The organism is Mesorhizobium erdmanii USDA 3471 (assembly GCF_000472705.1).
Lineage (GTDB): Bacteria > Pseudomonadota > Alphaproteobacteria > Rhizobiales > Rhizobiaceae > Mesorhizobium > Mesorhizobium erdmanii.
Genome location: NZ_AXAE01000025.1, coordinates 60404 through 80072, shown reverse-complemented (window position 1 = coordinate 80072; position 19669 = coordinate 60404). Strand labels below are relative to the sequence as shown.

The 19669-nt window shown below is 61.3% G+C and carries 18 protein-coding genes; 14 read left to right on the top strand and 4 right to left on the bottom strand.

Annotated features, from left to right (window positions below):
* Positions 1-2: 2 nt before the first annotated feature.
* The 11 genes from A3AU_RS0120900 (at position 3) to A3AU_RS0120850 (ending at position 12396) form a co-directional block, all read left to right on the top strand.
* Positions 3-2414, top strand: coding sequence for a VirB4 family type IV secretion/conjugal transfer ATPase (locus A3AU_RS0120900; RefSeq protein ID WP_027054604.1), 2412 nt, complete (start codon positions 3-5; stop codon positions 2412-2414).
* A complete protein-coding gene (locus A3AU_RS0120895) occupies positions 2411-3292 on the top strand; it encodes a hypothetical protein (protein ID WP_027054603.1) in 882 nt (293 codons plus the stop codon). Before A3AU_RS0120900 ends, A3AU_RS0120895 begins: the two co-directional genes overlap by 4 nt.
* Before the next feature lie 11 nt (positions 3293-3303).
* Entirely contained in the window at positions 3304-4017 is a 714-nt protein-coding gene (locus A3AU_RS0120890; protein ID WP_027054602.1) for a type IV secretion system protein, read from the top strand.
* Positions 4018-4243: 226 nt separating this feature from the next.
* The gene (locus tag A3AU_RS0120885; protein WP_027054601.1) at positions 4244-5314 is read left to right on the top strand and encodes a TrbL/VirB6 family protein; all 1071 of its coding nucleotides are present in this window, start codon (positions 4244-4246) and stop codon (positions 5312-5314) included.
* A gap of 12 nt (positions 5315-5326) precedes the next feature.
* On the top strand, positions 5327-6052 hold the full coding sequence (locus tag A3AU_RS0120880; RefSeq protein ID WP_027054600.1) for a VirB8 family type IV secretion system protein: 726 nt from the start codon (positions 5327-5329) through the stop codon (positions 6050-6052).
* On the top strand, positions 6049-6885 hold the full coding sequence (gene virB9, locus A3AU_RS0120875; RefSeq protein WP_027054599.1) for a P-type conjugative transfer protein VirB9: 837 nt from the start codon (positions 6049-6051) through the stop codon (positions 6883-6885). Before A3AU_RS0120880 ends, virB9 begins: the two co-directional genes overlap by 4 nt.
* A gap of 7 nt (positions 6886-6892) precedes the next feature.
* On the top strand, positions 6893-8227 hold the full coding sequence (virB10, locus tag A3AU_RS0120870) for a type IV secretion system protein VirB10 (protein ID WP_245235536.1): 1335 nt from the start codon (positions 6893-6895) through the stop codon (positions 8225-8227).
* Complete coding sequence (gene virB11, locus A3AU_RS0120865) at positions 8193-9239, top strand: P-type DNA transfer ATPase VirB11 (protein ID WP_027054597.1); 1047 nt, start codon at positions 8193-8195, stop codon at positions 9237-9239. The genes virB10 and virB11 overlap by 35 nt, the downstream gene beginning before the upstream one ends.
* Positions 9217-11544, top strand: a complete 2328-nt coding sequence (locus tag A3AU_RS0120860; protein ID WP_027054596.1) for a type IV secretory system conjugative DNA transfer family protein — start codon at positions 9217-9219, stop codon at positions 11542-11544. The genes virB11 and A3AU_RS0120860 overlap by 23 nt, the downstream gene beginning before the upstream one ends.
* Positions 11545-11794: 250 nt before the next feature.
* Entirely contained in the window at positions 11795-12118 is a 324-nt protein-coding gene (locus A3AU_RS0120855) for a type II toxin-antitoxin system RelE/ParE family toxin (protein ID WP_027054595.1), read from the top strand.
* Positions 12115-12396, top strand: a complete 282-nt coding sequence (locus tag A3AU_RS0120850) for a helix-turn-helix domain-containing protein (RefSeq protein WP_027054594.1) — start codon at positions 12115-12117, stop codon at positions 12394-12396. The genes A3AU_RS0120855 and A3AU_RS0120850 overlap by 4 nt, the downstream gene beginning before the upstream one ends.
* A 131-nt stretch (positions 12397-12527) precedes the next feature.
* Here A3AU_RS0120850 and A3AU_RS0120845 read toward each other — a convergent pair whose 3' ends face one another.
* Positions 12528-14795, bottom strand: coding sequence for a relaxase/mobilization nuclease domain-containing protein (locus tag A3AU_RS0120845; protein WP_027054593.1), 2268 nt, complete (start codon positions 14793-14795; stop codon positions 12528-12530).
* Entirely contained in the window at positions 14792-15202 is a 411-nt protein-coding gene (locus A3AU_RS01000000135765; protein WP_245235535.1) for a hypothetical protein, read from the bottom strand. Before A3AU_RS01000000135765 ends, A3AU_RS0120845 begins: the two co-directional genes overlap by 4 nt.
* Positions 15203-15529: 327 nt before the next feature.
* Here A3AU_RS01000000135765 and A3AU_RS0120835 point away from each other — a divergent pair, with 327 nt between their 5' ends.
* The 3 genes from A3AU_RS0120835 to A3AU_RS1000000140870 all read left to right on the top strand — a co-directional run bounded on the left by A3AU_RS0120835 (position 15530) and on the right by A3AU_RS1000000140870 (position 17275).
* Positions 15530-16222 (top strand): ParA family protein, encoded by a 693-nt coding sequence (locus A3AU_RS0120835; RefSeq protein WP_027054591.1) that lies wholly within the window; start codon positions 15530-15532, stop codon positions 16220-16222.
* Positions 16219-16560 carry a hypothetical protein gene (locus A3AU_RS0120830; RefSeq protein WP_027054590.1) on the top strand — a complete coding sequence of 114 codons (342 nt, stop codon included), beginning with the start codon at positions 16219-16221 and terminating at the stop codon, positions 16558-16560. The genes A3AU_RS0120835 and A3AU_RS0120830 overlap by 4 nt, the downstream gene beginning before the upstream one ends.
* 208 nt (positions 16561-16768) lie before the next feature.
* Positions 16769-17275: a WGR domain-containing protein gene (locus A3AU_RS1000000140870; protein WP_081709608.1), complete on the top strand. Its 507-nt coding sequence runs from the start codon at positions 16769-16771 to the stop codon at positions 17273-17275.
* Between the two features lie 178 nt (positions 17276-17453).
* On the opposite strand, the gene A3AU_RS1000000141095 is transcribed toward A3AU_RS1000000140870, so the two are convergent.
* The gene (locus tag A3AU_RS1000000141095) at positions 17454-17630 is read right to left on the bottom strand and encodes a sunset domain-containing protein (RefSeq protein ID WP_470362432.1); all 177 of its coding nucleotides are present in this window, start codon (positions 17628-17630) and stop codon (positions 17454-17456) included.
* A 378-nt stretch (positions 17631-18008) separates the two neighbouring features.
* Positions 18009-18320, bottom strand: a complete 312-nt coding sequence (locus tag A3AU_RS0120815) for a DUF736 domain-containing protein (RefSeq protein ID WP_027054589.1) — start codon at positions 18318-18320, stop codon at positions 18009-18011.
* Between the last annotated feature and the right edge of the window lie 1349 nt (positions 18321-19669).

The following is a 19669-nucleotide window of genomic DNA, read 5'->3' as shown; positions in this document are numbered from 1 at the left end:
CCGTGGCGATCGCACGGGCTCTTCGTGATGAACTGAGTTTCGGGGCAGTGTCTCGTCGGGAGAACCCGGTTTCGGCCCATATACCCTATTCGCGGCATGTGTCCGACGAGGTGATCAAGACGCAGGACGGCATGTTGATGTCCTTCGTTCACATGAGCGGGCTATCTTTCGAGACGATCGATATCGCCGAGATCAATTCGCGCCTGCTCGGTCGCAACGATCTCATTCGGGGGTTGGCGAATTCCCGCTATGCGATCTACTCGCATATCCTGCGCCGCGAGGTGAAGCCGGCGATCGAGTCAAGCTTCGAGAATAAGTTCTGCCAAGAGCTGGATCAGCGCTATACGGCGACCCTGCGCACCCAGCGCATGTTTGTGAACGACATCTACCTGACGATCGTGCGGCGCGAACTGCAGGGCACCGTCGGGACAGCGGATCTTGTGATCCGCAAGCTTTTGGGACGCAGGGCGGCGGACGGTCGCTCTTCGAGCGAGGAGCGGTCGCTGATCGAACTCACGGATGTGTTGAAAGCCGTCCGAGAGAGCCTGCAGGCGTATGGCGCGCGGGTTCTGAGCGTCGTCAAGCGCAATGACGTTTGGCATTCCGAGCCGCTGGAATTCCTGGTGCAGCTTGTCAATGGCGGGTTTCCGCGGCCGATGGCACTGCCGCGCATGAAGCTTGCGGAGGCGCTGGCGACCAAGCGCCTGTTCTTCGGCCCGAATGCGCTGGAAATTCGCGGGGCGTTTCCTGGCGAAACGCGATACGGCGCCATCATTTCAGTGGGCGAATACCCCTCCATTACGGGACCGGGGATGCTCAACCCCATGCTGAAGGTGCCGCACGAATTCATCGTCACGCAATCCTTCGCCATCATCGATAAGCCCCAGGCGCTGACCCAGATGGAGCGGGTCGGGCGCAAGATCGACATGTCGGATGAGGCCGGCTCGATCGTCGCCGATCAACTCGGCGAAGCGCGCGATGAGCTTTTATCTTCGGAAGCGCTCTATGGTTTGCATCATCTGACGGTGCTGTGCCTTGGGAAAACCATGGACGACGTGGCGCGCTGCGTGACCGACGTCGGCACCGCGCTGACGGAGGTGTCCGCCCTGTGGGTTCGCGAGGACCTGAATTGTGAACCTGCATTCTGGGCCACCCTGCCCGGCAATTTCGCCTATGTGGCGCGCAAGTCGATGATCTCATCGAAGAACATGGCGGGCTTCTCGGCCTTCCATAACTATCCGAGCGGCCGGGCTGGTGGGGTGCATTGGGGAACGCCGATAAGCGTGCTCGAGACGACGTCGCAAACGGCCTACTTCTTCAACTTCCATGTTCGCGATCTCGGCAACTTTACCCTGAACGGTCCCTCGGGCTCCGGCAAGACGGTGCTGCTCAGCTTTCTTGCCGCACAGGCGCAGCGCATCACGCCGCGCCCCAAACTGGTCATGATCGACAAGGACCGCGGCCTGGATATCTTCGTGCGGTCGCTTGGCGGCCGCTATGAGGTTCTCAAGGCCGGCGAGCCTTCCGGCTTCAATCCATTGCGCCTGCCCGATACGCCGCACAACCGGGAATTTCTCTTCCAGCTTTTCAGTTTCATGCTGCGTCGCGCCGACGGACACGCCCACTCGACGCGCGAGGAGCAAGTCATTCGCAACGCGATCGCCCAGGTGGCAAGCGCACCGCCCGAAGGTCGAACCATGGAAGAGTTCGCCGAGCTGTTGCGTGGTGCGATGCGCGCCGGCGATGACGATCTCTATTCGCGCCTTCAGCCATGGATGAGACCCGATCAGCGCGGTTGGTTGTTCAACAACGCCGAAGATTCGTTTTCGATGTCGTCCATTTTTGGCTTCGACATGACCAGCGTGTTGAGCGACGCAACGACCAGCACGGCGGCCTTGCTCTATATCTTCCATCGCATCGAGGAGCTGCTTGACGGGCAACCGGTCATGATCTTCCTCGATGAAGGCTGGAAGCTCCTGGACAATGATATTTTCAGCTACTTCATCAAGGACAAGCTGAAAACCATTCGAAAGTTGAATGGCATCATTGGTTTCGGCACGCAGTCTGCGGCGGATATCGTGAAGTCGTCGATCGCCAACACGCTGATCGAACAGACACCAACCAATATCTTTTTCCCCAACCCGAAGGCCGATGAGGACTCGCACAGGGCTTTCGGGCTGTCGGAACGCGAGATCAAATGGATCCGCGAAACCCCGCCCGAAGCCCGCAAATTCCTGATCAAGCATGACCAGGACAGCGTCATCGCGCGCCTCAATCTCGGCGCGATGCCTGACGCGATCAAGATCCTTTCCGGTCGAATTGAGACGGTTCAGGAGCTCGACGCGCTGCGCGCGCGCGTCGGCGACGATCCGCAGGTCTGGTTGCCAATCTTTCTTGGGAGGGACCCGGAATGAAGACCATCATGGGCGCGACGGCCGCCCTTGTGACGATTTTCGCGGGATCGACGGCCATGGCGGCCGTGCCGGTTTCTGACAGCCCTATTCTGTCGCAGCGGAGCGAGGACAAGGCCGACAAGGTTCAGATCAAGCTCATCCAGGAGGACACGAAGTCCGCCACGCAGGGCGTCAATTGCTCGGTGACGACGCCCAAAAAGGCGCAGAACGTGAAGAGCCCGAAGGCTTCGGTCGATCCGGCGAGTGGCCGGGCGTCCTTGGAACAGGCCAATCCCGACATCAAGGGCTCTTCGGCGTTCGCCTCAACCGGGTCGGGGTCGGGCGCTGTCGGCGGCAATGCCGGTGAAAGAAGCCTGCTCGACAGCACCGGTCAGGTTCTCGGCGGCATGAACGGCAGCATGTCGACGGTGGCCCCCAATAGACAGGTCTTCGAGACCATGGGGCAGGATATCGGGACCGACAGAACGGTCATGGAAGCCTTCGACCGCAACAGCGCAATCCGCGCCCAAGGCGGGCTGACTTTCAACGAGGTGATCCAGGCGACAGGCTTCTTCGCCCAAGCTTTCAACGTGCGCAACATCGGCACTGCCACACTGACGAGCCGCGGATCCTCCGGCCTGGTGGTGCCCACTCCCGCGTCCCCGCCGCCTGGCTCCGGTGGCGCGACGAGCTGCCCCGGGGGGTCGAGTGGCATCGGCAAAGCCGGCAACCCATGCTGCTCGTCGACGGACAGCGCATGCCCGGCGCCGCGCACGACCGACACGGTTGAAAACGTATCGCCCATGCTTACGCAAATCCAAAGGGACGCGACCAGCGCCCCCGTCACCATGACGACCGACGAACTGATGTCGGCTGTCAAGCAATATCAGGCTCAATAGGAGACAGCGCTATGCGTGGAATTGCGTTAACAGCGGCACTCTTGCTTGGCTTTGGCGGCATCGCCTTTGCGCAGGTGCCTACGATCGACGAGGCCAATCTGGAGCAGGCTCGGCAGATTGCATCGGCCACGAGCGAGATCCTCAGCACCGACCGCAACATCATGAACTATACGCAAAAGACGCTCCAGGCCGTCACGGGCGACCGGTCGAGCCAGGCCGGCCAGCTGGCGCAGATGGCGTTGGGCAATGGCGGCTTCTCGATGGGGGGCGCGCCTTCGCTTGGTAGCGTGATCTCGGGTGGCTCGTTGTCGTTCGCCGGCCTCGGCAACGGATCGCAGGGGATCGTTTCCAACCTGATCAACGGCCTGCAGCTGGTGAAAACCATCTCGGGTCTGATCAATGGCCAGACGACGCAGATGGATAAGAACTACAGCGCCCTGGTGAACGTCGCGGCCACGGTCACCGGACTGGTCGACTCCTCGCAAAACGGGGTGAAGACGCGTTCCAACGCTTTTCAGTCGGGCGCTCAGCGGATCGGCACGGCGCAGGACATTAAGGGCTCGATCGATCAGAACAGCCAGATCATGGTGCAAACCGGTCTGACCGTGAACGAGCTGATCGGCGCGGTGAACACCGCAACGGCGGCCGCCAACCAGGAAAACATCGATCGTATGAACCTGATCACCCAGGCCTCGCGGGGGCTCGAATACAAATCCGGCCAATGACTGTGCGCTTGCTTCTATCAGCGGCCGCCATCATTGGCGCTGTCGCGACCTCCGGGTGCGGCCACAAGCCGCTGAAGGCTCCATGCTCGCGCGACGAGGGACCGATGCAGCCCCTGGGGTTCGCGGCGCCCGAACCAAAAACAGAAGCGGCGAAGCCATTCGAGTGTGGTCCGATGAAGGCACTCAATAGCGATCCATCTCTGTTTCCAGGTGGGATGGCGAATAAATGAACTTCAATATCACGACGCTTCTGCAACAGGTCGATCAGTTCGGCAATAACTACGTATCGCAAGCCTACCAGAACCTCGCGTCCGCCTTGACCCGCGGCGGACAGGTGGGTGTCGCCGGCCTGATGCTGACGCTGTACGTGATATTCTGGGCCATCAGCATCTGGCAGGGAACCTCGACCGGATCGGGAAAAGAGATGGTCTGGCGCCTGTTCCGCGCCTTCGTCATCTACGCTCTGGCGACGAGTTGGGGCGACTTTCAAACATATGCCTATTCGTTCGCGAATGAGACACCTTCCGCGATCGGGAACAGCCTTCTCACGAGCGTGTCGGCGAATGTGACCGGGACATCGGCCGGGCTGAACTCCGTCAATTCCGTGCAGACGGCCCTACAAAATATCTGGGATTCGCTCGCCAACTCCACCTCTGCCTTTATCAAGAGCCTAGGGGTGTTGAACTTCGGCGGCTACGTGCTGGCGGCAATCATCCTCGTCGTCGGCGCGCTGCTCATCGGTTATGCGATCTTCCTCATCATCCTGTCGAAGATCTTTCTTTGGCTTTTGCTGGCGCTCGCCCCAGTGTTCATCATTCTCATGCTGTTCGGCTACACGACCCGGTTCTTCGCTGGCTGGATAACCGCGATCGTGCAGTACATGTGTGTGCAGATTCTGGTCTACGCCTTCTGCGCCTTCTTCATCTCGATCACCCAGACCTATTTCGACGCGGTCAACCGGTCGAACGGCGCCGCCACAACGACTTTGACCGAAGCCGCGCCGCTGATCCTGATCTGCCTCGTCGGCGTGCTGCTGCTGTCGCAAATCACCAACGTTGCCGCCTCACTCGCAGGCGGAATTGGTATTGGAACGCCTTCGTTTGGGCGGTTTTACGGCGGGGCTTTCGGATCACTGGGCCAAGCCGGTCAGCGGACGCTGATGGGACGCATGGGCTGGAGCACGCGGCAGGAACGTTTGGCGGGTCGCGAGCGGGCGCGCGTGAGCCTCGCACAAAGAAGATACGAGAATTCAGCGGAATATGCGCGGCTTTCGCGAAAGCTGACGGATCCCGCATAGTTTGGGGCACCAATGAGCGACGTGACGGAAAGCGCTGGGGGACCGGCGAAGGAAACCGAGTCTCCATTGCCGTACTACGTGGATGCGGCAATCTGGGAAAAAGATATCGCGCGGCGCAATCGCTGGTCGCGATCTCTGGCATGGTGTGTGGCAAGCGTCGCCTCGGTCATTGCCGTGGCAGCCGTGGGCGCGCTGATCCTGGCGCTGCCGCTCAAGACCTATGAGCCCTACATGGTGGTGGTCGACAAATCCACCGGGTTTGTCGAGGTGAAGCGGCCGCTGGCTGACGGTCCTTTGCAGCAGGACGAGTCGATGGGGATGTTCGATATCGTTCGTTATGTGAAGGCTCGCGAGACCTACGATCCGAAGGCGCTGAAGGACAACTTCGATCTCGCGCAATTGCTGAGCGCCGGCGATGCCTCGAGAGAGCTCGTCGAGCTTTTCAGCCCGGCAAACAAGGTGACCAACCCCGTCGTGCTCTACGGGCGAAACACCGTCGTGGCTGTGACCGTGAAGTCCGTGACATTTCCCAACCAAAGGACCGCTCTGGTCCGGTTCATGACGGAGGAAAAGAGCCAGGCTAACACGGTGCAGCGGCATTGGGTGTCGTTGATCCGGTTCCGCTACACCGGCGCGCCAGCCAAAAACGAGATTCGCTTTCAAAATCCGCTCGGTTTCCAAGTGCTTGAATATCGGCGCGATCAGGAGACGGCACCGACTCCGGAGACTCCGCAATGAAGGTCGCCGGCATCCTGATGGCAATCGGGCTCGCCGTTTGCGCGGTCCAGCCGGCCCTTGCCGAACAGACCCCTCGGGCGGGATCTCGTGACAGCCGCATTCGCTTCGTCTGGTATCAAAAGGACGATGTCGTGTCGGTGCCGGCGAGCTATGGCGCCTCGACCATGATCGAATTCGGCGATGACGAGAAGATCGAAACCCTCGGCGCTGGCGACGTCCCGGCCTGGAGCATCGAGCCCAACAAGAAGGGCAATGTGCTGTTTGTGAAGCCGATCGAAAAGAATGCGGGCGGGAATCTCAACGTCCTGACGAACAAGCGCAGCTACGTGTTCTTCCTCAACGGCGAGTTTCGGCCGGTTGCGCAACAAGTCTACGCGATCAAGTTCCGCTATCCCGAAGAGGCGTCGGACGCGGCGCTGATGGACGAAGCCCGGGCCCGGGCAGCGCAGCCGAACCGGCAAGGCTTCAAGGCGGAAAATGCCAACTCGTCCTATGCCTATAAGGGGTCGTCGGCAAATAAGCCGCTCGTGATCTACGACGACGGCGTGAAAACCTGGTTCCGCTTCGATCCGGCAAGGGAGGTGCCGGCGATCTATGTCGTCGATAGCGAGCGCAATGAGACCCTTGTGAATTATCGCCGCGAGGGCGCGTACATCGTCGTCGACAAGGTCAATTACCAATGGACCCTGCGCAATGGCAACGAAGCAACCTGCGTCTTCAATCTGAGACTGAACAATGTAAACGAACCGACCGGGCTTGAACCTTACGAGCCGCAGCGTGTCGGCGGTGGGGCTGTTCGGAAAGTGAGGGGACCCGATGCCATCTCCCAATGAGTACAGAATGCTCGCTGAGGAGGGCACGGCGGTCGCCGCGCCAAAATTCGGCGCAAGCACATTGTTCAAGATCGCCGTGCCGCTGGGTGCGGTGGTCTTCGCCGGCTGGATGATCTATGCGGCGACGCGTGCGTCGGACAAGCCGCTGTTGACGGCGTCGGATGGCGAGGAGTTTCACACCACACAGTTTCCCGCACCAGGGTTCGATACGCCGCGTCCCCAGCTTGATAACGGGACCCTGAAAATCCCGACGGCTCCCGAGGAGCCGCCGGCGGCGCCAGCACAGCCGCCGTCGACGATCGAGGCTCCCCCTCCCCCTCCGCCAGCATTGCAACCGCCTGCGGCTCCACAGCAGGTTCAGGACGATTCCGAGGCCCGGCGTCTGGCTGAGGAAGAACGGCGCAGGCAGGAAGAAGAGGAGCGCCGCAAATGGGAGCGCCTGGGCGCCAAGCAGCTCGTCGTCGATAGCGGCGATACGCCTGGCAGTGCATCAGCACTGGGCGGCAATGGAACGGATGCAGCGGCGGCCGGGAACGCAGGCGAGGGCGAGGAGGACCCCAACCGGCGTTTTTTGGCACGGGCGAGCCAGAGCGGAGCGGATACATCGAAGGCCACGATGAACCCGCGCACCGACGCTCTGGTCGCCCAGGGGACGATGATCAAGGGCGTGCTCGAGACCGCGATCCAGAGCGATCTTGCCGGTATGGTTCGGGCCGTCGTGTCGGAGGATGTATGGTCGTTCGATGGTCGCAGGGTTTTGATCCCCGGTGGCTCCCGCCTTATCGGTGAATATCGCAGTGGCCTCGCAACCGGCCAAACGCGGGTGTTCATTGTGTGGACACGCCTGCTTCGATCGGACGGCATGTCGGTGCAGCTCGGTTCGACGGGCACCGACGAGCTCGGTCGCAGCGGCATGCCGGGCGAGGTCGACAACCATTATTTCGAGCGGTTCGGCTCGGCGATCCTTCTAAGTGTCGTGGGCGGCGCGACCCAGTTCATCGCCAACCTTGGCAATGACCAGAACGGGTCGAACACCAATCAGGCCTATACTGATCCGCAGACCGGACAGACGGTGACAACCCAGACGCAACCCAACCAGTACATGCAGAGCGCCCGCCAGATCGGCGCGCAACAGATTTCGCAAAGCCTCAACCGCATTGCCGAAGAGGCGCTTCGCAACTCGATCAATATCGCGCCCACGATCCACGTCGATCAGGGGTCGCGCATCATGGTGTTCGTGCGCCGCGACCTCGATTTTTCGGAGTTCTATCCGGACCCGGTACGCGAGGCTTTGAGGGAGATACGACGTGAGCGGGCAGCAAAGAACCGTCTTTCTAAATAAGGCGCTGGGGCCCGTGCGGCGCTGGCTCGACGACGAGCGCGTCGTGGAAATCTGTGCGAACGGGCCTGGACTTGTATGGGTCGAAATCGTTGGCTCCACCCATATGGAGCCCTTCGACGTGCCTGAGCTCGACCGCGCCGCAATCACGTACCTCATGGAACGTATAGCGGCATCATCCTCGCAGTCGGTCAGCGAGGAAAATCCCTTGCTTTCGGCCGCCCTCCCCGGCGGCGAACGCTTTCAGGGCGTGCTTGCGCCGGCAACCCCGACAGGGGGCGCCTTCGCGATCCGCAAGCAGGTGGTGAAGGATATGCGCCTTGAGGATTATCGGAAGCGGGGGGCGTTCGATACGATCTCCGTCCAGGATCCCGGCAACTTGAGCGAGACCGACAGCGCCCTTTGCGAATATCTCGACGCCGGCAAGATCGAGGATTTCCTCCGCTTGGCCGTGCGCGAACGTTATTCGATCTTGCTTTCGGGAGGCACATCGTCGGGCAAAACGACATTTCTGAACGCGATTTTGCACGAGGTGCCTTCGGATGAGCGGATTCTCACGATTGAGGATACGCGCGAGGTCAAACCCCACCAGCCCAATTATCTGCCCCTCGTCGCGTCAAAGGGCGACCAGGGCCTGGCGCGCGTGACCGTTGAAACGCTGCTGCAGGCGGCCATGCGCTTGCGGCCGGATCGAATCTTCCTGGGCGAGATCCGGGGGGCGGAAGCCTATTCGTTCTTGCGCGCCGTCAACACGGGTCATCCGGGATCGATCACGACGATCCACGCGGACAGCCCGGCCGGTGCGTTCGAGCAGCTGGCCTTGATGGTCATGCAGGCTGGGCTCGGGCTGAGCAAGGCGGAGATCATCGATTACGTGCGGTCGGTCCTGCCGATTGTGATCCAACAGACGCGCCGGGGCGGCTGGCGCGGTACTTCGGCGATCTGGTTCAACCGCATGACTGAGTGGAGAGCCGCCAGAAAGGTTCCCCAGAATGTCTCGCTTATTGGCTTATAGGCTTTTCCTCGGCCTCATCGGCCTCGCCGCCTTCTTTGCTCTTTGGAGCCTGGCCTACGAGCTGGTGGCGACATGGCGTTGGAATCCCGCCCTCCCTTCCGAAGGCGCCTCGCGCTGGGGGCTTCTAAAGTACCAGAACGCGCAACGCAGCCTGAGCGGCCTGTTGGTTGCCTGGCAGCATTTCAGCCAGCGCCTGGCCTATCATCCCACGCAGGGCGAGACGATCATTCGGGGCGCGATCGCGGTCGCGGTTGTCGTGGCGATCGGCGTCGGCCTGATCTTTGCAAGCCTGATCAACCGCAAGCCAAAGCACTACGGCGATGCACGGTTCGGCACGATCATGGACGCCGAAAGGCAAAACCTGCTGGCAAAGCAAGGCTTGATCCTCGGCAAGATGGGTGGGGCGACCATCCGCTCGGATGATCCCGCGCACGTCCTGGTGGTCGGGCCGACCCGATCCGGCAAGGGCGTCAGCTTTGTCATACCGAACGGTTATATGTGGCGAGGATCCTCGGTGTGGTTCGATCCTAAGCGGGAAAACTTCGAGGCGTTCGGTGCGCACCGGCAGGCTCTCGGCGACAAGGTCTTTTTCTTTTCCCCCGGCGAGCGGGATTCGCATCGCTATAATCCGCTGGATTTCATTCGGCGCGATGCGCGCATGCCGACGGACTGCGCGGTGGTCTCCTCCTTCATCATCCCCGAGGCGACAGGGAGTTCCGAGATCTGGGCGCGCGCCGGTCGGCAGCTGCTTTCGGCCATGATCGGCTATGTCCTGACATCGCCACGCTATGAGGGGCAGCGTCATTTGCGAGCTGTCGCGATGCTTCTGTCGACGGGCGTGGATTTTTTGAGGGTGCTGACGAATATCCGCAATGACGAGGAAAAATATCTGCCTTCGTGGGTCGTGCAGGGGCTCAACCAGTTCATTGCGCTGGAAAAGGAAACGCGAAACTCGGCCTTCTTCAACCTGACGGCGGCTCTCAACCCCTGGACCAATGATCTCGTTGCAGCCGCAACGGCGTCGACCGATTTCGATATCTCGAACCTTCGCAAGGATCCGACGGCTCTCTTCATCGGCTGCTCGGTGGCGCAGCTCGAGGTGTTCCGGCCCATCATCAAACTCCTGGTTCAGCAAATCCATGATGTGCTGATGGCTTCCTTACCAGGCCCGGACGAGCCCTATCAGGTCCTGGTGATGATCGACGAGTTTCGCCAGCTCGGCAAAATGGAGACTATCGTTTCCAAGCTGGCTATCAACGCGGGCTATGGATTTCGCATGGTCCTGATCCTGCAGGACCTTGCCCAGCTTGACGAAGTCTATGGAAAAGCGACGCGGCAGACCACGGTGACAGCGTGCCAGGTGAAGCTTTTCATCCGCATGAACGATGTGGAGACATCGGAACATGTCTCTGTAATGCTGGGACCGACCACGATCGAGGTGCCCACACCGATCATCAGGGCTGGTCAAGGCATATTCGGGGGCCGAGACAAGAGTTTAAGTTATCAGGAAAGGCCGTTCCGGACGGCGGCGGAGCTTCGGCAAATGCCGGCGAAGCAGGCCGTGGTTCTGGTCTCGAGCCCGCCTGGTTTCATGGTGCGCAAGATCACCTATTATAAGGACGCTCCTTATAAGGCGACTTACCAGGAATTTCGGCACCGGCGCTTGAAGGTTCCGCCTCTCTCACGATGGCAGGATCTTCCGCTACGCTCCATGGCGGAGGTCGAAGCGGCGGCCAACAGTACGCCAGCGGCGCCGTTCGAGTTGGGGGAACCCGATACCGTCGAAGCGCCGATTTCGGGCGATAAAGCGTCTGTCGATGCGGTGCCGCCCGCGACTGGTGCGGCGGCTGAAGGGGCTGGTCCCGTCGGGTTAAAGCCAAAAGCGAATAGCGACAGCGCGGATGCACCGCGGGTGCTGCCAAGCCGAGGCCGTCGAGCGGGTGGTGAGGCTGGAGCAAAGAGTGAGGTCACCGCTGAAGTTGCGGAGTTGAAGCCGAAGCGGACCGATCAGACGGCCGCGGATGCGCCGCGGCCGCTTCCCACCCTTGGCCGGCAATCGGCGCCGGCAGCCTCAAATACGTCCGACCCGAGTGCGTCTGAAGGCAAGGCGAGCGTCTTGCAATTCCAGGTCCGGCCGGGAAACAAGTCCACGTCGATCGCCGCGCTGCTCGCATCCCTCGATCACGAGGTAGAGGCCGGCGCTCGTTCGCTGTCGCCGTCCGTGGATGACGAAGAGGCCGACACGGTGCCGGTTGCCGCAATTGAAGAGCTGCAGGATCAAATTAGACGTCACGGCGATCGCTAGGACAGGAAATTCAGGTGAATACAAAAGCGCGATTTGAGCGTTCCGCGCCTGTGCGAGTGTGACAACACGACCAAGTGTCCCTTAATCCGATAACGGTCGCATCGAACCGTTCCTTGTGCTCGATGGTATATTGGGCCCGCTGGGGATGATCTGGCGGGTTCGGCAATCCGGTGCAGCTGATTGCTGGTCCGTAAAATGCGATTGGTTTTCTCTCTAGCCAAAATGTATCGATACCGATACAGTGGCCGCGATGAAGGTGATTGAATGGCTTGGAAGCAGCAGAGCGGATGTTCGAGCGTTTCCTGACGATGCGCGGATAGAGGCCGGCTGGCAGCTCGAACTTGTCCAGCGCGGGGACGATCCAGATGACTGGAAGCCTATGCAGATCGTGGGGGCCGGCGTCAGGGAAATCAGGGTTCGGGAGGCATCGGGAGCGTTTCGGGTCATCTATCTGGCAACCCTGGAGGACCGCGTTTTGGTGCTTCATGCGTTCCAGAAGAAGACACAGGCCACATCCAAGAAAGACCTCGATCTAGCGGCCCAACGGCTAAAACGATGGAAGGCAGAACGATGAACGTAGAAATCTATGAGAACGTCTGGGATGCCCTGGCGGACACCGAACAGGAGGCAGCAAACCTCAAAGCGCGCTCGGCGCTGCTCTACGAAATCCGTAAGGCAGTCCAGCGTTGGGGCATTCCCCAGGAGGAAGCCGCCAAGCGGCTCGGTCTGACGCGCCCTCGCACCAATGACCTGCTGCGCGGTAAGCTCGCCAAGTTCTCGCTTGACGCGCTCGTCAACATCGCCGCCTCGGCACACCTGGATATAGAAATCCGGGTAAAGCAGGCGGCATAATCACGAGGTGTCAAATCCTCGTCTTCCTCGGAGCACATCTTGCAGTTTGAAGCGAGCGTGTGCCGAACGGAGCCCCTGCCTCGCCCGGCTTAGCGTACAACAAGCCCACGCAGTGCTGCGTGGCGAGGCGACTACTGCTTTTGCGGCTTCTGTGAATCCGGCTCTTCGCCTTCGACCGGAGCGGTGTTGATGCTCCTCGACTGCAGGCGCTGCAGTTCTTCGAGCCGTTCGCCTTTGACGATCTCGGGATCAAGCCGCTCGTTAGGATTCTGCGCCAATGCACGCGCGGCTTCGCTCGCGGCTTGTGCCTCGCGGGCTTCCTTCGCAGCGATGCTTTCGGCGTTGCGCACCATTTCGCGGTCTTGTGCAACCTGCTCAAGCGATGTCGGATCAGCCGATCCAGCTCGTTCGTCGCGGATCTCCTGCTCGATGGCGCGGTTGCGGATCTCGCGAGCGCGATCGGCCTCAAGCCGCTCGGCCGCCTCGATCTCCTGGGCGCGATGGATCAAAGCTTCGGCGCGTGCGCCGGCAATCCGATGGGCCTGGTCTTCGCTGACATGCGTGACGCCACCTTCCTGCAGGGATTTGAGATCCGTCCGGATCGCAAGCAGCTCCATGGTGGGCGCCGCGCGCCGTAAGAACTCCGCTTTGGTCTGGCCGTTCATCATCGCCGCGGTCTTGTTAACGGTCTCGTTGATCTCTTTTAGGTTTTCCCGCATTTGGTCCGCGGTGGCATCTGAACTCATTCGAACACCCTTTCCATCTCGAATAGCGACCACAACAGTACCGGATCGGACAGCTTGCGTCATCCGATCAATGAATTGACTCGCCATCGTGTTATCCGGCTGAGCAGCTGCGACCGAGCGCCAGTCCCGAAGGCTTGCCTGGGTGGCCCGCAGCTGGCGCGCCGAAATCGGTATCTTGATCGGGTTGGCCCTCGCGTAGTCGATCCGTTGTCGTGCTTTCTCGATGACGTGCGGGTTTGCACGGGCATAGGCGCGGTCCCGCGCCTCCCTACCTGGCCGCGGCTTTTCGGCCGTGGCCACGATCGCCTTGTCGCGCGGACCATAGCTTTGTGATGACGCTCGATAGGCCGCGGAGGTCGAGACGATTTTCATGCCCTGCGCTTGTGCGTGCTGGGCATAGAGAGCGCGCCATTCGCGAAGCTGGGCCGGGCCTGGTCGCAAGCGCTCACCGTCCTCACCCTTCACGGCGACGACGGCATGGACGTGTATGTGGCCGCCCTCCTCGGCCATGTCGGCATGCATGCCGAAGGCGAATTTGTGATTGGGGAACTGCTCATGCAGGAACCCACGCGCGGCCCTTACCAGAGCTTGCCGGTCCTCGCCCGCCTTGGCCGACAGGATCATATGCATGATGTCGCGAGGCTTGTAGGAATTCAGGGTCTTGTCCCAGAACTGCGCGGTCTGCCGAACGGCCTCCTCAGACGCGATCGTGGCGCCGTCGGCGCCGATCGCCGCTCCGTCATGGGTGAGGCGCGAGAGCTGGAACACGACACCGGCTTTGCCGTGGCTGGGTTCCCCGAGCGGCTTCACCGAAACGGCCTCCTCGTTGACACCAAGCGCCTCGCAGATCCGCGAGGCGATCATGGCCCGGGTTGGTGCCGAGAACTGGCGATCATGCTGGCGTCGATCGGAAAGGTGAAAGCGATGCTTCACCTTCTTGTCCCCGTTCTCGCTCTCCACGACGCTGTGTCCGGCCATTGTCGAGACAACACGCGCGACGCTCGATCCGTCCTGCAATGTGTCGATGCGATAGGCGAAACCGTGGCCGGCAAAACCAGCCTGAACCGCCAATGAAAGGCGCTCGGCACTCTCCTCCCCTGCCAGCGAAAGCCGGAACGTCGCCACATCCTCGCTTTCCCGCCGCTTGTCAAAGCCCTTGCCCCACTGTTTCATTTCCTCGGCAACGGCCCCCTGCGTTGCGAGGATGCGCGCATCATGCGTTTCGAGCGCGACGCCCTCCTTCTGGATATACTGACCGATGGCGGCTGCCCTTGCGACGCCATGCCCGTAGGAAATCACCTTCAGGACCGCCGGCTGATACCCGGCCGCCAGCTTGTCGGCAGCCGCCCTCGGCGCAAGTCCGCCGGCGAGCTTCCGCCGATTCGTTGGCAGGGGGAGGTTTAGTCGCCCGGCTTTACCGCGCGGCGGCTCGAGCTCCCGGGGAGACGAGCGCGGCACCGCCGGTTCCGGGGACTGGCTTCCCCCGAAACCGCCCGCCTCCTTCCGGCCGCGAACCGTGAGCAACCAATCATCGTCATTTGCAGCGAGTGACAACATGGCCCGATTGCGGCGCTTGCGGTTCTCGTCTTCAAAAGCTGCGCTCGCGCGAATCCGATCTTCTATGGCCTGTATGGACGACTGGTCGAGGTTCACGCGCTCTCACCATCCAGCAGATGCGCCGCCTTCCGAAGTTTCAGGCCATGGGCGATCGTCATCGCCGTCAATTCGGCGTCGACGGCTTTCACCCTCTCATCCAGTGCTTCCCATATCGGCAACGCCGCCTCCATGGGGACGGCGTGGCCGGAATGAATGGCATGGAGAAGCTGGCTGAGGTTTCGGCCGACCATCCGCACTTGCGAGGCCAACGCCGCGACAGTGCGTGAATTCTCAGCCGACAGAGCGGGACCGACATTCAGGCTGGCCCGGATAATGCGCCGCAACGTCTCCGCCCGGTCAAGCTGGAACACCTTGCAGGCCTCGTCCAGGAGCGCGCCCGCCTCCGGCCCGAGATCGATCCGGGAGCGCTTTCGAGTGTCTTTCTGGGCAGCGCTGGTGTCCAAAATTCCTCGCCATGGCGCATGGGCCTCCCGTCGAAGACGGTCCAGGTCAAAGCGAAGCGATGACCTGCTCAGCCAATTTGGACCCAAATTGCGTATCTTGTCAATTCACTGAACAACATTATAATAACTAAATGACTCGTCAATCCATCACCTTTTATGCCTCTCGGAACATTGCACCGATGCGCAAATTCGTATTATCACATAGGCACTTATGTGCCTTCGCACTTTGTTGCATTGGCGCATAGGCATAATGCAAGAAAGTCACTTTGGCGCCAAAGCGCAGAGGCGATTTGGCGCCAAAGTGACACGCGAATATTGGGAGACAAAATGCCGGAACAACGCGCGGTGCAGATAACAGTGGCCTCTCCCAAAGGCGGGGTCGGCAAGACCATGACCACCATCCTGCTCGCTGGCGAATTCGCCGCCGCCGGTCATCGGGTGACGGTGCTGGACACCGATCCGCAACTGTCCGCGGTGGAGTGGAGCAAAAACAGTCGCCGCGCCGGGTACGCTCTTTCTAACATCGACGTCATCCCCATCGGCTCGACCGACGAACTGATCGATCGCCTGGCGCAATCCGACGCCGAGGACCTGCTGCTGGTGGATGTGCAGGGCACGGCCGTGGCCGCACTCGGCCCGGCCGTCGCCAACGCCGACTTCGTGTTGATTCCGACGAAAGCGCACGTCTTCGATGTCAAGCAATGCCTCGGTCTGATCCGGCACATCCGCTCACTTGGCGGACGCCACCGCGAAATTCCCTACTCGGTGATGCTCAACATGGTTTCGGGGATCGAGCACAACACGATGGCCTTCCGCACAGCCATCCAGCTGCTGCGGCAGGCCGACGCCAGCGTGCTTGAGACCTTTCTGTCGCAGCGGCCGACCTTCGCCTCGATCGCAACGGCTGGGACGCTTTACGAAGTGCAGCCTGTGAACAAGGCCGTGCAGGACGCTCGCGACCAGACGAATGCCCTCACTGCCGAGATCATTCGCAAACTGAACGGAGCCAATACGCCATGAACGAGAAAAGCGATCGGACCGCAAACCAGTTGCCGCTGCCCGCCTTAAAACCGCGTGCACGTTCGGATGATCCGTTCTCGCGCAACATGGCTGCCATAGTGGAATCCAGCATCAGCGAAACGGACAGCCTGGAGGAGCAGACGAGAGCCCAGTCTGCCAGAGCGGCGAAAGCGAAGCTCGAAAGGCCAAAGGCAGACGGCGAGACAGCCCGGCTGCACACACGCATTCCGGTCTCGCAGATGATCGAGCTGCAGGTCCATTGCGCGCGCAATAGGACAACCATGCAGGAGGTGGTGCAGGACCTGATAACGGAATTCCTTGCTCGGCAGCCGAAGTAGCCAGACGCGCTGATTAGCGTCGATTTTCGTCACGACCAACCGCGTATGACTCGGCGAGGCTTCGCTACATCTCTGCGGGGAAGGCCATCGCAGATGCCGCTGAACGACTGACGTTCGGTTCCATCCATCACGCGCGTGAATCGATCGGCGTCCGCTGATTCAAACCAATCATTGGACGCGCGCGTCCGGCTGCGCGATTCTGTCCGCCATGATCGCGCAGCACTATCGCCTCTATATCGAACGCCGCGATGCGGATCGGAACATGGCGCGCTTCTATGTGCTGTCGATCGAGGAGACTCTGTTCGGGCAGACCTGCCTGGTCCGCCGTTGGGGCCGGATTGGAACCAACGGCCGCACGGTACAGCACTCCTTCGATACCGAGGGCGAAGCCGTCGGGTTTTTCCTCGAGCTGCTGCGCGCCAAGCGGATGCGCGGCTATCAGCCGAGATCCACCTACCCGACGCGCAGAAGCGATCTCGTCTGGTTGACGGGGCAGCCGCTGGGACGAGCTGTCGGGCTTGGGTCAAGCGAGGAATTCGACGGCGTCGCGATGATTTCGAAGCTGTCGCCGCTCGATGCCCGCGTTATCCGTCCGCTTCATGGAGTGGATACGCGCACGCACCCCGACCGACATGCCCTTGACGCTTCTGCGACGTCTCGGGCGAGGCTGTTGAAGCACCTTGATGCGCGGCCATTCGATCTCCTGCTCGTGTAGCCGTTTCGCCTTGACCACCATGCCGTCGACCGGCCGGGTCAGATGTCGCCAGCCGGAAGTCAGCGATCTTGACGCTGCCACAGGTTGCAACTTCGGGCCGTCGCCGATGTTGCAGTCAGCGCTCCCGCCGTCCGCGCCAGCGCAGGTGAAAAACAGGGCAACACCTGCCCCCTGTGACTTAACGCTTTGCTTTCCGCCAACCAGCGGCCACCGCCTCTTCCTCGCTGCAGAACCACCGCTCTCCCTTGCTGGTCGTGATCACGGTGCGATCGTAATACTCTTGGCCGGGCATGTGATAGATGTGCTCACTGTGAGCGTTGATCGCAAAGTCCAGAATCTTATCGGAGCCGCTCAAAGGCTCGCCTGTCGTGAAGTAGAAGGGACATTGCCGCTCTACCTGTCATGACACGGCTCTGGAACAGTCGGGCGGCACCATGGCGAGCGCGCACGAGAGTGGGCAAGGCTCGTGCAGCGACCGGCGCAGCAGGCGCACGGAGGAGCCGAAACGCGTCAGCATTTTGGTGAGGCGGTCCGGCCTTGCGGCGGGCCGAAAAGCCGTAGGCTCAGGTGGGAACAGAGGGGACACCGGATTCCGATAGGGGCGGACCTCGGTTTTGCGATGCCGACGGAGCAGCAAGCCCGAAAGGCGACGCGTTCTTGCTCCGTCCGCCTGCCGGCGTTCGTTTGGAACGGCCGAAGGCCCCGCCTTGCGGCGGAGCCCTCGTTGAGGCGATCAGTCCCGGTTGGGGCGAGACCAGATCAGCTGCAGGCCTTCCTCGCCTTCCACCTCGATCAGGGTGGCGTAGATCGGAGCGGGGAAGCTCGGGTCGTCCAGCTTGACCGAGAGGTAGTCGCGGCCCTCGTTGGAGACCTTCTGCCAGGCGGCTCCGAGATCGACGCTACCCGAGTAGACGCGGAAGTGAGGGCCTTTGTCGGAAGGGTTCTCGACGCGGATCAGCTTGGCCTTGACGTTGAGGTTGAGGGTCTTGATCGCTCCGGAAAAGCCGGAGTTGCCGTTTGAGGTGAAAGTGCCGATGGTAGCCATTTGTCGTCTCCTTGAGTTTCTCGGGCCGCGACCACCGCGACCTCGATGGCGGTCGACAGACCGGAGGCGATCGGCCTGCACCCACCGGGGTCCCCGTTGCGCGTGCGCAATGGGGTGGTCCTTAGGGCCGGAACGACAGTGAAGGGCAGCCAGGGCGCGAGTTTCTTGTTCGCGCGGAATGATGGCGAAGCCAGCAGGGGAAGAAAGTCGCGACCGGCTGTTGCGGGCTTGAGAACGAGGCGGAGCGAAGCGAAGACGGCCTTCGGTCAGACCAGCCACATCGAGGACGCAGGTGGTGCGCCCCTCCATGAAACCGCGGCCACGGACGACAGGCGAAACCTATCGGCATGATCACCGCAACCGCAGGCACGGTGGGGCGCCATCAAGCCCGGCCGTCCACGTCAGCGTCATGCAGAACGAAGGCCCATAGCCGGAAAGAACGCGCCAGCCTGCTCATATCGGTTGAACCACGACGAGGCCGATAGGCCAAACTCCAGCAGCCAAGCAATCTGCTGCTTCAGGCACGAACCGCCCCTTGACGGTCATGGACATACGCTTCTCGAACTGGACGCCGCACGGGCCGGCTGATTGGCTCCGGCCCCCGGGTTACCGCTCGGACAGGGCCAGCCGCAAGGCGGGGCCTTCAACCTGCTGTGCATGTCGGTGTGCTGAAGCCAACGACGCTTTGCAGGCTGGACGATCGCACGCCGCGCATCCCTTGACATTCATTTGGCCACAAGTCGAACTGGCCTGTGCCGTCTACAAATCGACTTCGCCAAGGGGAACGCAGGATCGGTGCAGAAAGACCTGGCCGCCGATACCGCGGTGGGCCGGTGCGAGTTGCCCGGTCAACGTCGACAGCATCGGGGACATGCCTCGGCGTCATTGTCACGCATGGATCGTATAGAGGCTGTAGGCTGGGGCAACCGATGCAGGCACTTTTGGGCGGATTCCGAGCCATTAAGTGGCGACCGGATGCTGCAGCGAGCGCCAGCGCGTGAGGCTAGCCGGCGCGGGATCGTTTCGATCCGCCGGCTGTGGTCGCTGCCAGCGAGTCATACCGATCAAGAGATTGGCGCGCCGGTCGACGGTGCGGGTAATAGAAGGAATCGATGCCCACCACTTGCCCTCGGCGAGCGTCGAGGAGATTTCGCGCAAATTGCCAGCCGAGACAAACCGGAAACGGGCAGCACATTCGGCGACATACCTAAAGACAGCGACGGGTTTCCAGCACGCATCGGCGAATATAGTGCAATCCAGCCGCCCGAAATGCCAGGTGCCGCCATCAGGGCGAGCGCGGTTGATTGCACTCCCCGCCGGTGCTGAGCACGCGAAGGCGGATGATCAGG